At 68.8% G+C, this 17415-nt stretch carries 4 protein-coding genes; all 4 read right to left on the reverse strand.

Annotated elements, in window-relative coordinates:
* Positions 1-237: 237 nt before the first annotated feature.
* The 4 genes from ACGFNJ_RS23620 to ACGFNJ_RS23635 all read right to left on the reverse strand — a co-directional run bounded on the left by ACGFNJ_RS23620 (position 238) and on the right by ACGFNJ_RS23635 (position 17306).
* Entirely contained in the window at positions 238-7674 is a 7437-nt protein-coding gene (locus tag ACGFNJ_RS23620; RefSeq protein WP_393451894.1) for an amino acid adenylation domain-containing protein, read from the reverse strand.
* A gap of 188 nt (positions 7675-7862) precedes the next feature.
* The gene (locus ACGFNJ_RS23625; RefSeq protein WP_393451897.1) at positions 7863-15155 is read right to left on the reverse strand and encodes an amino acid adenylation domain-containing protein; all 7293 of its coding nucleotides are present in this window, start codon (positions 15153-15155) and stop codon (positions 7863-7865) included.
* Between the two features lie 221 nt (positions 15156-15376).
* On the reverse strand, positions 15377-16363 hold the full coding sequence (locus tag ACGFNJ_RS23630; RefSeq protein WP_069165374.1) for a LuxR C-terminal-related transcriptional regulator: 987 nt from the start codon (positions 16361-16363) through the stop codon (positions 15377-15379).
* 91 nt (positions 16364-16454) lie between these two features.
* Positions 16455-17306: a M23 family metallopeptidase gene (locus ACGFNJ_RS23635; protein ID WP_393451901.1), complete on the reverse strand. Its 852-nt coding sequence runs from the start codon at positions 17304-17306 to the stop codon at positions 16455-16457.
* Positions 17307-17415 lie beyond the last annotated feature (109 nt).

The raw sequence follows: 17415 nt of genomic DNA on the forward strand, positions 1-17415 counted from the left end.
CGGGGACGATTATTCCCTGCCGAACCGTGATTGGTGTGGTCACCGGAACTGGGCAGCTCAGCGCACGAAAATCGCGCAGAACGCAGTCGTCCGGGGCTGCGGGCGAGGTCATTCGGGGGTGGCACGGCGATCGGTCGATCGACCAGTTCGGCAGGCACCGGGGGTGTCCAGCCGGTCGAAGTGGCGCGAACCACAGGCGCGGGGTCGGCCGCGCGGCGCTGTGGAAGTCCGGCGAGATCATCGCGTCCACCGTGGCGTCGCGCTGTCTTCCCTGCGAATCGGCAGCGCGGCGTGCAATGCCTGATCGGCGCCGGCGGCCCCCGGCTCCCTGATCTGCGGCACGGCCGAACCCAAGGCATGGAAGCTGGCCGCGCTGACGAACTCCGGTTCGGGAACGGCCGTTCGGTCCAGCAAGCCGCGCGGTCGCGCCGGTTCTGCGTAGTTGCCCAGGTACTCGAGCACCTCGTTGTCGCCCGCACCGTGCCAGCGGCCGATGTCGCCGGTGCGGTACATCCGAGAACCGGGTGTCCCGAACGGGTTTGCCACGAATCGGGTGGCGGTCAGGCCCGGCTTGCCCAGGTAGCCGCGGGCGAGTTGGGCGCCTGCGACATGGATCTCGCCGGGGACCTCGAGCGGGGTCGGGTGCAAGCGCGGGTCCAGCACGTAGCCGTCCAGGCCGGGGATGGCCCGGCCGATGGCATTGGCCGAGGTGTGCGCACCGAGCGGCAGGAACGACACGTGCACCGTCGCTTCGGTGCTGCCGTACATGGTCACCAAACGAGTTGTCTCGCCGTGCCGTTCATACCAGCGCTCGAGCTTGCGCGGGTCGAGTGCCGCACCACCGAGCACCACATAGCGCAACGCGAGCGAGCCCTCGGTCGCGGACCGGTCGGCCTCCACCAATTGACCGAAGGCGGACGGGGTTTGGTTCAGCACCGTCACCCGCTCACGAACGAGCAACTCGCGGAACTGGCCCGGCGCGCGCGACGTCAGATCGTCGACCACCACGACCGAGCCGCCGTGCACGAGCGCGCACCACAGCTCCCACACCGAGAGGTCGAACGCGCACGAATGGAACAGCGTCCACACGTCGTGCTCGTCGAATCGGAAGAGCGGCTGGGTGTTCGCGATCAGCTCGACGACATTGCGGTGCGCGATGCCGACTCCCTTCGGCGCACCGGTCGGGGTGGACGGGTAGGTGACGTAGGCCAGATTGTCCGGACGCAGGGGCGCGTGCCGGTCGGCGTCGGTGAGCGCCGCGTCCGGGTATGTCGTTGTGTCTTCGAACAAGACGACGGGCAGTGCACCGCTCGGGACCGCATCGCGTTCTGCCGCGGTGGTCAGCAGGCAGACCGCACGGGGACGGCTGCCCGCCGGGTGGGCATGCACAGCGGAATCGGCGAGCACGAAGCCAAGCAGCTGCGCCGGATCGGTCGAATCGATCGGCAGGTAGGCGGCACCGGTGGCAAGCACGCCGAGCAGTGCGATCGGCAGCTCCTCGGTGCGCGGCATCGCCACGGCCACCAGCGATTCCGGGCCTGCGCCGTTGGCGATCAGCGCACGGGCGACCTGGTTGGCGCGCCGTTGCAACTCAGCGAAGGTGATCGTGCGGTTGTGGTAACGGATCGCGACCTTGTCCCGGCGTCGCCACACCTGCTCCGCGATCAGGTCGGGAAGCGTGCTGCCCGGCACCCATGCGCCGAGCGAGTTGACCTCGCGCAGTACGTGTTCGCGCTCACCGGCCGTGAGCAGAGCGATATCACCGACGATCACCGCGGCATCGGTGGTGATCGCGATCAGGGTGCGGCGGAAGCGATCGGCGAAGCTCTGCACCGTTGCGGCATCGAACAGGTCCGTCGCGTAGCTGAAGGCCGCCGAGATGCCTTGCCTGTCTGCCTGTTCCGCGAGGGCGAGTTCGAGATCGTAGGTGGCAGGCGCGACCTGCGGATCGATGCCCGCCGTGCGTGACAGCTCGGGCGCGTTCATGTGCTGGACCGCCAGCATCACCGGGAACAGCGGATGCTGCGCGGTCGGGCGAACCGGATCCAGCAGTTCGACCAGTCGCTCGAACGGCAGGTCGGCGTGCTCGAACGCCGCGAGGTCGGTGCGGCGCACGTCGGCGAGCAAGGCGTGGAAGGGGACGCCTGGTTCGATCCCGTTGCGCAGCGCCAGCGTGTTGACGACCACTCCGGTCAGCGTGGCCGCACCGCGATCGGCGACCTGGGTGCCGATCACGATGTCCGTACTGCCGGACAACCGTGCGAGGAGCACCGCGAGTGCGGCGTGCACCACCATGAACAGGGTTGAATTATGTTGCACGGCAAGATTATCGAGGGCGGCATGCAGCTCCGCGTCGATCTCGAAGGCCAGCGTTGCCCCCTGATACGAGGCATGCTCGGGGCGTGGCCGGTCCGCGGGTAGCACCAGTTCGTCGGGCAGCGCGGCCAGCGCGGTGCGCCAGTATTCGGTGTGCTCGGCGCTCGCCTGAGCTCCGAACTCCTGCTCCGGCAACGCCTTCCGCGCCAGCTCGCCGTCGGCGTTCCGGGCCGCCAGCTCGCCGGTGCGATACATCCGCGCACCCGGCTGGTACGGATCGGCGACAAACCGCGCCGCGGTCAGCCCCGCACGACCGAGGTAACCGCGCGCCAACTGTGCTCCAGCGAGATAGAGCTCGCCGGAAACATCGTCTGGAGTCGGCTGCAACAGCGAATCCAGCACGTATATCTGGTTGTTCCCGTCCGGTGCGCCAACCGGCACCGATACCTGGTCATGCTGCGTGACCCGGTGGCTGGTGATCGAGCCTGCGGCCTCGGTGGGGCCGTACTTGGTGAACAGCTCGACGCGCGGATAGTCGCGCAGGAACCGTTGTGCCAGTGCGCTCGGCAAGGCTTCGCCGAGGACCAGGACCCGCCACAGCGAGTTCGGGAACGCACCAGCGGTCAACGCTTCCAGCATCGACGCCTCTACGTGCAGCGTGGTGATCCACTCGGTAGCCATCAACTCGTTGAGATATCCCGGATCCCGATGACCATCCGGACCGGCGATGACCAAACGGCCACCACATACCGCCGCCGACCAGAGTTCCCACACCGAAATATCCGCCGTCGCAGCGGTCTTCAACACGAACGCATCAGCGGCATCGACCCCGAACTCGGTCACCTGCCACTGCAACTGATTCACGATCGCAGCATGCGAAACCGCGACACCCCGCGGCCGACCCGACGCGAACAACACATACGCCGTATTCGAAGCCCGCAGCGGCGCGACCCGCTCCACGTCGATGATCGGCGCCGGGTTCAACCCGGCCAGATCCAGCTCATCGACCAGCAGCACCGGCGCGACATCGGTGTCGAACACCGCATCCGCGTTGGTCAGCACACACACCGGTGCCACGGTTTCGAGGATGTAGTTCGTGCGCTCGACAGCCTGATCCGGATCCACCGGCACATACGCACCACCAGATTTGACCACCGCATACATGGCAACGATCAGATCCACCGACCGCCGCAACGCAAGAACTACCCGCGACTCCGGGCCAACACCCAACGAGATCAAATGCCGCGCAAGACGATTCACCCGCGCATCGAGTTCACCGTAGGTCAGCTTGGCGTACGCCCCTGCTGGCTGATCGAGCACGAGCGCCTCGGCACGCGGATCGGCGGCCACGGTTGCGTCCAGCAGCGACGCCAGCGTCGCGGAGCGGTCGACGTGCTGCTCGGTGCCGTTCCATCGGGTCACCACATCGCGACGTTCGACCGCGGCGGGCATCTCGATGTCCTCGACCGGGCTCGGCGCATCGGCCGGCACCTCGGCACTTGCCGGCGCGAGCACCGGTCGTAGCCGATCTGTCGGGAATTCCATCGGGTCAGGCGGGCTATCCAGGCGCGCACGCCCGAGGTAGTCGAGGACGCCCTCGTCGTCCGCGCCGGAAGCCCGGCGCCAGCGCACCAGGTCGCCGGTGCGGTACATGCGCTCACCGGGGCCGAACGGGTTGGCCACGAACCGGTTCGAGGTCAGGCCCGGTCGCCGGACATAGCCGCGGGCCAGCTGATCACCCGCCAGATACAACTCACCGGGCACCCCGTCCGGCACCGGGCGCAGGCGGGCGTCGAGCACATAGGCGCGGGTGTTCCACTGCGGCAACCCGATCGGCACCGAGATGGCGTCCGAACCATCTGCCAGCCAATACGTCACCGACACCGCGGTTTCGGTTGGCCCGTAGAGGTTGTGCACGTCCGCGTCGAGCACCGCATGCACGGCGGTGACCGTCTCCGGCGGCAGTGCCGCACCGATCACGAAGACCTGGGCGAGTGTCGGGCACGCACCCTCGGCGGTGTGCGCGGCGAACGTCGCCAGCATCGCGGGTTCGAAGTCTGTGACGGTCACCGACTGTGCCGCAATGGTTTCCGCGAGATACGCCGGATCGCGTTGGCCGTCCGGCGTGGCGATCACCAGCTTGGCCCCGGCCCGCATCGGCAGGAACAAGCCCCACAGCGATGCGTCGGCTGTGGCGTCGGTGTGCTGCAGGTAGACGTCGTCGGGACCGAGCGGGTACTCCGCGAGCATCCATTCGAGGTGATTGTTGATCGCCGCGTGCGAGACCGCGACAGCCTCGGGTCGGCCTGTCTCACCCGGGAAGAGAACGTAGGCGGGGTTCAGCGGCGACACCAGGCGGACCAACTCGCTCGCGCGTACCGGTGTGTCGGGGTAACTGGTCAGGTCGGCAGTGTCTATTGCCACGGTCGCCACGCCGTCGGGCAGTGCGACCGAGTCGGCGGTGGTGGTCAGGACACACAGAGGTTGCGTGGTGTCGATGATGTGCGCGATCCGCTCGGCCGGATGATCGGGATCGAGCGGCACGAACGCACCACCCGCGGTCACGATCGCATACATCCCGACCACAAGATCGACCGAACGACGAACCGCCAACCCCACCAACGACTCCGCACCAACACCACGCGAAATCAACAACCGAGCAAGACGATTGACCCGCGCATCGAACTCCCGATACGACAGCTCCACACCCTCGAACGCCAACGCGACCGCATCCGGGCGGGCGGCCGCCGCCTGCCGATACCCGTCGAGCAGCAGCTTCGGCGTCACCCGGTGCCGGGTGTCGTTCCATTCGAACAGGATTCGGTCACGCTCGACCAGCGACAGCAGTTCGGCATCGCCCACCGCACGGTCGGGATCGGCCGTGACCGCACGGAACAGTCGGCGCAGTCGCGCCGCGAACCCCTTGACCGAGGCTGCGTCGAACAGATCGGTCGCGTAGGTGAACGTTGCCGACAGACCGGCGTTTTCGCCGTCGTGCCTGGCGATCGTCAGCTGGAGGTCGAGCGCGGTTGCCGCGCCGTTGAGATCGAGGGCCATCGTGGACAACCCGGGCAGTTCCCGCGCGGGCTCGTCTATGCCCTGGCAGACAAGCGCTACCTGGACCAGCGGGTGATGCGCCGGCGAACGCACCGGATCGAGCACCTCGACCACCCGCTCGAACGGCAGCTCCGTGTGCGAGAACGCCGCGAGATCAGCCGCTTTCGTCACCGCAAGCAGCGCGCGGAACGAGGTGCCCGAGCCGACCTCGGTGCGCAGCACGATCAGATTGGGGCCTGCCACTGGTGTGCCGATGGTGATGTCGCTGCTGCCGGAAAGGCGGGCGAGCAGCACGGCAAAGGCGGTGTGCACCACCGTGAACAGCGAAGCGCCTGCCTCGTGCGTGATTGCGTCGAGCCTGGCCGTGACCGCCGCGTCCACTTCGAAGGTGTAGACGCCGACGCGACCGGACGCCGTGATCGGCCGCGGACGATCCGTCGGCAGTTCCAGCCGATCCGGGACGTCCGCCAAAGCGTCACGCCAGTAACCGATTTGCGCATCTTCGGCCGAATTCGGCGCGTAGTCGTCGCTCGCGTCGATCGGCTCCCTGGCGACGAGCGGCTCGGCGGAAACCGCCGCGACCGACTCCTCCGGCACTCCGATCTGCCCTCCGGCACCGACCAGCTCCGCGAAGACCGTCGCTACCGGCTCGTCCAGCCCGCCGAACGACTCATCGGTACCGGTCGGCACGGCGAAGGCCGTCGCTACCGGCTCCTCCGGCACACCGACCGACTCCTCAGAACCGAACGACTCGGCAGGAACCGCTGCCGCCGGCTCCTCCAGCACGCCGAACGACTCCTCGGTGCCGATCGGCACGGCGAAGGCCGTCGCTACCGGCTCCTCCGGCACACCGACCGACTCCTCAGGACCGACCGACTCGGCAGTGGCCGGCACCGCCGACTCCTTCTCCAGCACGGAGATCGGCTCATCGATGCCGATCGGCACGGCGAAGACCTCCGTGACCGGCTCTGCCAGCGCCCACAGCTCCTGAGTCGGCAGTTCCGAATCGAGCAGCGCCTGGCGATCGAGCTTGTCGTCCTGGAAATCGTTGCGGCCCAGGTATTCCAGTTCGTCGTTCGCCGTCCAGCGCACCAGGTCACCGGTGCGGTACAGCCGGACTCCGTTGGCGTCGAACGGGTTGGCAACGAAGCGTGTCGCGGTGTGCGCGGGCATACCGAGGTAGCCGCGGGCCAGTTGCGTTCCACTGATGTACAACTCGCCGACCACGCCGACCGGTACGGGCGTCAACCGTGCATCGAGCACGAACTCGCTGACAGTGACCATCGGCGCACCGATGGTCACCGGAGCGTCAGGCAACAACGGCGCACTGGCGTTGGTCATGATCGTGGCCTCGCTCGGCCCGTATCCGTGGAAGACCTCGCGGCGGCTGCCGTCACCGAGCGGAATCGCCCAGTGCCGCACCAGTTCCGGCGGGCAGGTCGGGCCGGTGACCAGCATGACGCGCAACGCATCAAGCCCGTCAGGGTCCACCCCGGCGAGCGCGGCCGGAGTGACCACGACGTGGGTCACGCGCTCGCGGTGCAGCAGCGCGGCCAGCTCGGCACCGCCGGACACGGTCGGCGCGACTACGACCATGGTGGCCGCACCGCTGATCGCCATCAGCATCTCGAACACCGCAGCATCGAACGACGGTGCGGCGAAATGCAATACGCGCGCATCGTCGGTGACGCGATAGCGCGCCCGCTGCTCCGCGTAGAGGCCGGCCAGCCCCGCCTGGGTGACCACCACGCCCCTCGGCGTATCGGACGGGTAGACCACATACGCCGGATGCTCGGCACGCAGTGGCCGCACCCGATCGGCGTTGGTCACCGGATCGGTCGGGTAATCCGCGAGCGACAGGCCGCCGTCATCGATGGGCAGCCAGCCGATCCCGGCGGGCAGCATCGCCTGCGCAGCGGCGTTCGTCAGCCCCAGCACCACCCCTGAGTCCGAGACGATGTGTGTGCTGCGCTCGACCGGATCGTTCGGGTCGACAGCGACAAAGCCCGCGCCGGTCTTGGCGATCGCCCAGACCGCGACGACGGCATCGATCGACCGCGGAATGCCGACGGCCACCAGGTTTTCCGGGCCGACGCCGTGATCGATGAGCAGCCGCGCCAGCCTGGTCGACCGTGCGTCGAGCTCGGCGTAGCTCACCCGCTCCGTCGAAGCCGCTGTGGCAGCGAAGACAACGGCGATGCCGTCGGGGTTCGCCTCGGCAGCCGTCGCCATCAGCTGCGGCAAGGTGACGACCCGTGGTCGCCGAGTCCGAGCGGGCCGAACCCTGGCTGGACGCGTCATGCGGTCACCGGTGCCGCAGCCCTGCCATCCCGTCGCACGTGCACTGCTAAACGAACCATGAAGCTTTGCTCATCCTGACTGTCGAACACGTTCACACCGCGCGTCCAAGGGCCGCGCTCTAGGGCACATGGGGTATCGAGAGACCATAGCCATGTTCTTAGGGGCCTGCACCCGATACGTATCCGGTTTTACCCCGCCCGAAGCAGATCCGCGACACCGACTACGGCGCTCACCTGCGTCCATGCCGCGCCGACATGGGTACCGTCGGCGAGCACCACGGCCTGCAGATCCGGCAAGGCCGCCGGATCGAGCCCGTCCAGGCTCGCTCGATCGATCAGCAGATGGCTGACCCACTCGTCGCCGAGCGCCGCCGCCAAGTCGGCATCGTCGGGCACCAGCACCACGGAGGCGCCGCAGGAGCCAGCGGCCACCGCCTCGATCAGCGCCAGCTCGGCTGGACCGCCCAGGTGGAAGGTCCGCGATTCGAAGGTGAGCTCGGTCCGGGTCCGCAGCCGGTCCGCGGCAACGGCGAGCTCGCGGTAGCTGAATGTGCAGTCCCCGACGAACACTGGGTCGCTCCCCCGCAATACCCGGGTGCGATGCGCGTAGGTCATCGGGCGCGGCGACTCGGCCGCAATCTGCGCGACGACCGTGGGATCGTCGAGCACCAGCCAGTCGAGGTCGGCACCCGTTGGCGCCGCACCGGCGGTGAGCCCGATCTTGACCTCGGGTCCGGCCGGAAGCAGCGCACGAACCGACGAGACCGGAACCACCGCGGCGCCCGCCTTGAGCACGGCCCAGGTCGCCACGACCGCGTCGACACCGCGGTCGAACCGCACGGCAACGCCCTCGCCGGGGCCACAGCCCCTGGCGGCGAGCACCCTGGCCAGGCGCGAGGAGCGCGCGTCGAGTTCCTGGTACGACACCGAGTCCTCGCCGGAAACCAGTGCGGGACCGTCCGGATCGTCCTCGACGATGGCGGTCAGCGCCTGGGTCAGCGCAGTAGCGGTGATCGTCGTCCCACGCTCGTCGACGGGGCCGAACGCCGGCTCGGCCTGCACCTGCTGGCCCAGCTCAGGTATCGGATCCGCCGCGACCTGCCTCTGCTGGCCGAGCTCAGGTATCGGATCCGCCGCGACCTGCCTCTGCTGGCCGAGCTCAGGCATCGGCTCGGCTGCGACCTGTGCCTGCCGGCCGGACTCCAGCTCCGGCCCGGCCATAACCTGCACCTGCGCACCGAGCATCGGCTCGGCTGCGACATCGACCTGCTCGTGCTCTTCGGGATCGAGCAGATCGATATCGCCGACCCTGATCTGCGGATCGGCGACAACGGCCGCCAGGATCCGCGCCAGCCCGCGATTGAGCGCCTGCACCGTCGACTCGTCGAAAAGATCTGTCGCATAGGTGATCACGGCGACCAACTCGTCGAACGTGCCGTCCGCGTGATGCCGCGGGTCGACATTGACCTGCAGGTCAACCTTCGCCGCGATCACGTCGCTGTCCAATCCGGTGACCGTCAGGCCGGGCAGCTGCACCGTCGGCTGTTCGTCGTTCTGGAACGACAGCACCACGCCGAACAAAGGTTGCTGCGCGGCAGCGGAACCCGCGGCGACCGCCTCGGCCACCCGCTCGAACGGGATGTCCGCGTTGGCGAAGGCGCCGAGATCAGTGATGCGGCACTGGTCGACCAGCGCCGCGAAGCTCGCGCTCGGATCGACGGTGGTGCGCAGCGTCAGCGTGTTGTCCAACATGCCGACCAGGTCCTCCAGCGCGGGTTCGCCGCGGCCTGCGATCGCGGTGCCGATGGCGATGTCGGTGCTGCCCGACTCCAGGGCGAGCAACACGGCGAGCGCGGCGTGCACCACCGTGAACAGCGTCGAATTGTGTTCCCGCGCAAGCTGGACCAGCGCCTCGTGCACCTCGGGCGGCATCGCGAAGCCCGTGGTGGCGCCGCGCATCGACCCGACGGCGGGCCGCGGCCGATCCAGCGGCAGGTCGATCTCGCCGCTGAGCCCGTCGAGCTGCGCCCGCCAGTACGCGAGTTGCTTTGCCGCGAGCGAGTTCTCATCGTCGTCGGCGCCGATGACCGCGCGCTGCCAGATCGCGAAGTCCGCGTACTGCACCTCGAGCGGCGACCAGCGCGGCGAATTACCGCCGACCCGCGCCAGATACGCGGTCATCAGATCTCGGGCCAGCGGTGTCATCGACGCGCTGTCGGCCGCTATGTGATGTACGACAAGCGCGAGCAGGTGATCGTCCGAGCCGCCGGACAGCAGCAGGGCACGCACCGGAACCTGGCGTGTGACATCGAATCCGGTGGCCAGCAGCTCGGCGATGCGGCCGAGTGGATCCGCCGTGGTCGACACCTCGAGCCCGCCGGGCAGCGTCTCGGTGACCGAGAGGATCTCCTGATAGGCCTGTCCGGACGGGTCGGTCGGGTAGCGGGTGCGCAGGGTCTCGTGGCGCTCGAGCACGTCGGCGACGGCATGCCGCAGTGCAGGCACGTCGAGTCCGCCGGTCAACCGGATCGCCAACGGGATGTTGTACGCCGACGATTCCGTGTCCGCCTGGTTGAGCACCCACATCCGTTGCTGGGCAAGCGACAACGGCACCCGATCGACATGGGGCGCGCGGGCCAGCGGCGGGCGCGGCGCCTCGGTCGCGCCCGGCACCACGCGGGCCGCCAGCGCAACAACGGTCGGCGACTCGAACAGCTCGCGCACCGCCAGGTTGGCGTCCAGCGCCGCATTGATCCGGGCGACCACCCTGGTGGCGAGCAGCGAATTGCCGCCGAGGGTGAAGAAGTCGTCGTCCAGCCCGACCTCGCCCGCGCCGAGCAGTCCGCCGAACACCTCGGCCACCGCCTGCTCGACCGGCGAGCTCGGAGCGCGGAACATCGCCGCGCCGATGAATTCCGGTGCGGGCAGCGCCTTTCGATCCAGCTTGCCGTTCGGGGTCAGCGGCAACTGGTCGAGCACCACGAGCGCGTCGGGGACCATCTGGCCGGTGAGGAACTCGGCGACGCTGCCGCGCAGCGCATCCGGGTCGAGCGTGGTGCCGGTGTCCGCAACCACGTAGCCGACGAGCCGGTCGCCCGCGTGTTCGTCGGCATGTACGAGCACCACCGCCTGGCTGACGCCCTGGCAGCGCAGCAGCGCCGACTCGATCTCGCCGAGCTCGATGCGGAAGCCGCGCAGCTGCACCTGCTGGTCGCCGCGACCGGCGTACTCGAGCGCGGCCTGGCCGCCGAAGCCGACCCAGCGGCCGATATCGCCGGTGCGATACATCCGAGATCCCGGCGCGCCGAACGGATTCGCGACGAATCTGGCCGCCGTGAGCGCGGGACGGCCGAGGTAGCCCCTGGACAGCTGGGCACCGGCGACATACATCTCACCGGCCACCCCGACCGGGGACGGGTGCAATCGGTCGTCGAGCACAGCGGCGTCGAGGCCGGGTAACGCACGACCGATGACGCTGGCCGCGTTGTCTACCAGCTGCTCGTCCAACGACAGGAACGACACGTGCACCGTGGTTTCGGTGATCCCGTACATATTGACCAGCCACGGCGCATCCGCCGCGTGCCGGTCGTACCAGCGTGGCAGCTGGCGGAGGTCGAGTGCCTCGCCGCCGCACACCACATAGCGCAGCGCGAGCTCGGCCTCATCGGTGTGCGCCGCCCGGTCGGCCTCGGCGAGCCGATAGAACGCCGAGGGGGTTTGGTTGAGCACGGTGACCTGCTCGCGAATCAGCAACTCGCGCAGCAGCTCCGGCGACCGGCAGGTCGGCTGGTCGACCACGACGACGGTGCCGCCGTTGGCCAGCGCGCACCACAGTTCCCACACCGAGAAGTCGAAGGCGAACGAGTGGAACAACGTCCACACATCGGTCTCGTCGAACTCGAACAGCGTCTGGGTGTTCGCGAACAGCTGCACCACATTGCGGTGCGTGACGCCGACGCCCTTGGGCACGCCGGTGGAGCCGGAGGTGTAGATGACGCAGGCCAGGTTGTCCGGCCGCAGCGGTGCGGTCCGCTCGCCCGGTCGGATCGGGGTGTCGGCGTACTCGGCCGTGTCCGCTAGCACGATGACCGGAATATTGCCGGCGGGAACGGATTCCAGCTCGCTCACGGTGGTCAGGATGCATACGGGCGCGGCGTCGGCGAGCAGGAAATCGCGCCGCTGTTCGGGGTAGGTCGTGTCGATCGGCAGGTACCCGGCACCGGCGGCGAGCACCGCGAGCAGGGCGACCGGCAGCTCATCGGTGCGCGGGACCGCAACGGCCACCAGGGATTCCGGGCCTGCGCCCCGCGCGATCAGCGCCCTGGCAACTTGGTTGGCCCGCCCGTACAGTTCGCCGAAAGTCAACGTGGTGTTGCCGAAGCGGATGGCGGCCGCGTGCGGTCGCCTGCGTGCCTGTGCGGCAATGAGATCGACCAGCGTCACCTCGGGCACCATGGCGCCTGGGCTGTTCCACTCGTGCAGCACCAGTTCACGCTCGCCGGGCGCAAGCACGTCGATATCGCCGACGGTCACGGCGGAATCGGCCGCCACCGCAGCGAGGATGCGGCCGAAGCGGTCCGCGAAGTCTTGGATCGTCGCCTCGTCGAACAGGTCGGTGGCATAGCTGAAGATCGCCGAAATGCCTGCTGCCGCATCGTCTCTATCGATCCGCTCCGCGAGTTCGAGCTGCAGATCGACCGCGCGGAGCGGGGTCGCGATATCCATCGCCGAGACCGAGAGCCCCGGCAGTTCCAGTTCGGTGCCCGCCAGGTTCTGGAAGGTCAGCAGCACCTGGAACAGCGGATGCCGCGCCGTCGAGCGCGCAGGCGCCAACAACTCGACCAACCGCGCGAACGGCACATCGGCATGGCCGAGTGCCTCGGTGTCGACCCGGCGCGCCTCGCGCAGCAGGTCGTCGAAGGAAGCATCGGAGTCGACCTCGGTACGCAGGACAAGCGTGTTGACGAACGTGCCGATCAAGCCGTCGAGCGCGGCCTCGTCCCGCCCGGCGACCTGGGTGCCGATGGCGATGTCCCTGGTCCCCGACAGCCGGGCGAGCAGCACCGCGAGCGCCGCGTGCAGCACCACGAACAGCGTCGAATCGTGGCTGTGCGCAAGGCGGTTCAGTGCAGCGTGCACGTCGGCATCGATCTCGAAGCCGAGCGTGGCGCCGCGATGGGATGCCACGGTCGGTCGCGGGCGATCCGCGGGCAGCTCCATTTGTTCTGGCAGCCCGGCCAATACGGTCCGCCAATACGCGAGCTGCTCGGCCAGCACCGATTCCGGGTCGTCCGCGGCGCCGAGCACCTCACGCTGCCAGATCGCGTAGTCGGCGTACTGCACCTCGAGCGCAGGCCATTCCGGCGCGCTGCCGCACACCCGGTCCAGGTACGCGGCCATCAGGTCGCGGATGAGCGGCACCATCGAGAAGCCGTCCCCTGCGATGTTGTGCACCACGCAGATCAGCACCCGGTCGTTCTCGCTCAGCTCGAGCAGCCGCAGGCGCACCGGGGGCGCGGCGGTCACGTCGAAGCCCGTCGTCACCGCCGCCGCGATCAGTCCAGGCACCTCGGACGCACTGGCTTGCGCGACAACGAATTCCGGGACGGCAGCGGGGTCGCCGTGCGGCAGCACCTGCTGGTGGCCTGCGCCGTCGACCTCGGGGTAGCGCGTGCGCAGCACCTCGTGCCGCGCCACGACATCGTCGATGGCGGCGCGCAACGCGTCCAGATCGAGCAGGCCGGTCAACCGCATGGCGGCCGGAATGTTGTCGACGGCACTGGCCGGGTCGAACCGGTTCAGGAACCACATGCGCTGCTGCGCATAGGACATCGGCACCCTGGCTTGGCGCGGCCTGGCCTGCAGCACCTGTCCCGCGGCCGAACTCGCATGCTGCTCAACCCGTTCGGCCAGCGCGGCCACCGTGGTCGCCGCGAACACCAGCCGCGCAGGCACCCGGACCCGCAGCGCCGCACCGATCCGGTCCGCGGCCTGCGCGGCGAGTAGCGAGGTGCCGCCCAATGCGAAGAAGTCGTCGTCGACACCGATGCGTGCCTGGTCCCCCGCCGTCAGCAGCGCCGCGAACACGTCGGCGACGACCTGCTCCACCGGCGTCGACGGCGCACGAAAGGCCTTGGCGGCGAACACCGGCACCGGCAGTGCCGCCCGCTCCGGCAGGCCTGCCGAGGTCAGCGGGATCTCGTCGAGCACCCGAATGAAGGCATCGCCGCCCAAGGCCGACGGCATGCGACGCACCAGGTCTCCGGTGCGGAACAGCCGTGCGCCGGGATGGCCGGTGTCGGCGCCGTACGGGCTGGCCACGAAGCGTTCCGCGGTCGACCCCGGGCGGCCGAGATAGCCCTGTGCAAGGGCAGTACCCGAGAGATACAACTCGCCGACCACACCGAGCGGCACCGGCCGCAGCCGCGAATCCAGCACGAACGCACCGACTCCCGGGATCGCCGAGCCGATCGTGATCGCTTCGTCCGGCATGAGCTGCCCGGTGCTGGTGGCCAGGATGGTGGCCTCGGTCGGCCCGTAGCCGTGGAAGAGCTCGCGATCGGCCGCCCAGCGGCCGAGCAGTTCCTGATCGAACTTCTCGCCGGCCACCACCACGACCCGCAGGTCGTCAAGGCCTGCCGGATCGACCGAGGCCAGGGCGCCCGGTGTGCTCAGCAGATGCGTGACCCGTTCGCGCCGCAGCAGATCGGCGAGTTCGCCGCCGCCGACGACCGACGGCGGCGCGATCACCAGCGTCGCCCCCGACGAGAACGCGAGCAGCAACTCGAGCACCGAGAGATCGACGTTCGGCGAGCACCCGTGCAGCACCCGCGAATCGGCGCTCACGTCGTAGTGCTCACGCTCCGCGGCCACCAAGCCGGCCAGGCCGGTGTGCGTGACCACCACGCCCGTCGGCCGCCCCGTCGCATCGCCGGTGTAGAGGACATAGGCGGGATGCCGCTCGTCCAGCGGACGCACCCGGTCGGTGTAGGAGATCGGATGCTCAGGCCTGGCGGCGATCCGCGCGGACTGCACCGGGTCGTCGAGCTCGATCCAGTACACCCCGGTGCCGAGCACCGGGCGATGCGCCGAGGTGGTCAGCCCGAACACAGCGCCGGAGTCGGCAAGGACGTGATTGATCCGCTCGGTCGGGTGGGCCGGATCCACCGGGACAAAAGCGGCACCCGTCTTGGCGATCGCCCACACGGCGACCACCGACTGCAGGCTGCGGGCGATGCCGAGGGCGACCACGTCGCCCGGACCGACACCGCGATCGATCAGTTCCCGGGCCAGACGCGACGAAGCCGTGTCCAGCTGGGCGTAGGTGAGCTGCCGGTCGTCGTCGATATCGCCCGACGGGTTGAAGCGGATGGCGACCTCGGCGGCCGCGGATTCGACGGCCGCGGTGAGCAACTGCCCGAACAACGGGCTGCCCGACCTACGGCGACGGCTACCACGAGCGGAACGGCGGGCAGTTTCCATCCGAGTGCATTCACCTCTCGCGTCGAGCAAGGACCCGACCCTACCCATATCAGGAGCGCATCGTTCCGGGCCAGCGCGGTCCGAGCGATCATATAAGGACTGTTCGGTGTCCACACCTGCTGTGTTCGGATTGATCCGGCCGCCGCAGCAGTCCGGATCAATGCATCAGCATCGCGCAGCGATCGCGCAAGGGGTAGTGGTTGGGCGACGGTTGGGTCAGGTCACAACCAGCCGCGCCGAGTTGCCTGCACCCCGGCCTGGAATCGAGTGCTCGCACCGAGCCGCTCCAGTAGTCGCGCGGTCCGGCGGACGACAGTACGCCGTGACATGCCGAGCCTGCGCGCGATGGTGTCGTCGGTGGCGCCGAGACCCATCAGGGTCAGGATCGCGCGGTCGCGTTCATCGAGAGCCTCCGCCGTCGGGTTCACCGAAATCGGCGCGGCCAACGACCACAACACGTCGAACGTCTTGATCAACAGGTCGAGGGCGGGCGAGTCGGTGATCCGCAGCCCCATCGGATCCGGGCGACGCTCGTCGACGTGCAGCACCAGGCTGGCGCGCTCGTCGTCGCTGATGATCATCTTGAACGGCGGCTCCGGCAGCGTGCGGGCCTGCGCCCCACTGGCGTTGGTGGACAGCGCGTGCCGCAACCGGTCCGGGTCCTGATAAATCGTGTCCTGGTACAGCGTTTGGTAGCGGATGCCTTCGCTGAGCCGAGCGCGCTTGAGCTGGAACAGTTGTCGCTCGCGGTCGGCGTCGCTGAGATAGGGCCCGCGCTCGATGACCTTGACGCCGGTGCGCGCGGCGGTCTGCATCTCCTCGAAATCGGCCAGCATCTCGAGGCGCTCGAAAACCGGAACCACGGCGCCGTTGCTGCGCGGCGAGCGGCGCACCGAACGGAACGTCTCGCTGAGCCGCGCTGCGGCGGTATGCATCTGGTTGATCTGTTGTTGTCGCCGCCGCGCCTCGGCCTCCGACAACGATTCCGGGGCATGGGCATCCCACACCACCGGTCCACCGTCCGGCGACGGCACCCGCACCGCGGCATGCAAGTCACACAACACGTCCAAAGAAGCCGCCGCGGTCTCCTCCGAAACGCTCAGATACTGCGCAATATCGGTGAGACTCGACCGCGGATGATGCACCAGCACGGCATAGGTACGGCCGTGCGGTGATCCAGGCTCGAAGATGTCGCCCAGGTCTGTCACGTACCGAGCCTAACGACCGACCGGTCCTGGCGGGGAACCTTGCACGCCAGAGAGTGGCGTGATCGCTGGAATCGCAAGCCCGGCAGTGGAATCAGTGCGCCGACGGTCCCCACTGCAGCGGCACGCCCTTTGCTGCCAGATACGGCATCGGGTCGATCTTGCTGCCGCCGTTGTCCCAGATCTCCAGGTGCAGATGGGGGCCGGTGGAGTTGCCTCGGTTGCCGACGGTGGCGATGACGTCGCCCGCGTTCACCCGCTGACCGACGTTCACGAGCATCTCGTTCACGTGGCCGTAGACGGCGGTGGTGCCGTCGTCCTGCTGCACGCGCACCCACAGGCCGAAGCCGGACGCGGGGCCCGCCTCGATCACGGTGCCGTTGCTGACGGAGTGGATGGGGGCGCCGATGCGGTCGGCGAAGTCGAGGCCGTAGTGGAATTCGCCCCAGCGGCTACCGAATCCGGAGCTGATCTCGCCCGCGACCGGTCGCACCGCACCCGCCTGGGGGATCTGCGGGATGGCGGGGGCCACCTGCTGCTGCACGCCCTTGAGGATCTGCTCGGCCTGCGCCAGCGGGCCGGCGACCTCCGGCGGCAGGTTCTGCAGGCCGAACGGAGCGGCGACGGGCGCGACGTTCTGGGCGGCGATCGGCGCCGCCTCGGGAACGGCGGCGTCTTCGATCGGCATGGTCGCCTTGGGCGTGACCATCGGCAGAATTCCGGTGCCGCGCACGGTCATCGGGGCTTCGGGCGCCTTGGCTTCGTCGGCATCGTGCGAGCCGGGCAGCAGCGGGCTGGCGACGGCAGGGGCGATCTGCGCGGCCGTGCCGATCAGTGCGCCTGCGGCGACCGCGACTCCGGCGGCGACCTTCACGCGATCGGCCGACGTAGACTCGACGCGATGCCGCGTCGGCCGACCCGAAATATCATCGCCGATAAGGCTCATGACGGTTATGGAACTGGGGCCTACCCGATGGTGCGACAAAGCAGCGTCCTTGCGTCCGAAGAGCAATTGGTTCAGCGGATGCCTGGCCTGCTCACACACCGGCTTCTGT

The organism is Nocardia sp. NPDC049149, assembly GCF_043197455.1.
Taxonomy (GTDB): Bacteria; Actinomycetota; Actinomycetes; order Mycobacteriales; family Mycobacteriaceae; genus Nocardia.

Excerpts from the sequence above, each read along its gene's own strand:
- ACGFNJ_RS23620 (WP_393451894.1), bottom strand. The coding sequence starts at position 7,674 with ATGACGCGTCCAGCCAGGGTTCGGCCCGCTCGGACTCGGCGACCACGG.
- ACGFNJ_RS23625 (WP_393451897.1), bottom strand. The coding sequence starts at position 15,155 with ATGGAAACTGCCCGCCGTTCCGCTCGTGGTAGCCGTCGCCGTAGGTCG.
- ACGFNJ_RS23635 (WP_393451901.1), bottom strand. The coding sequence starts at position 17,306 with ATGAGCCTTATCGGCGATGATATTTCGGGTCGGCCGACGCGGCATCGC.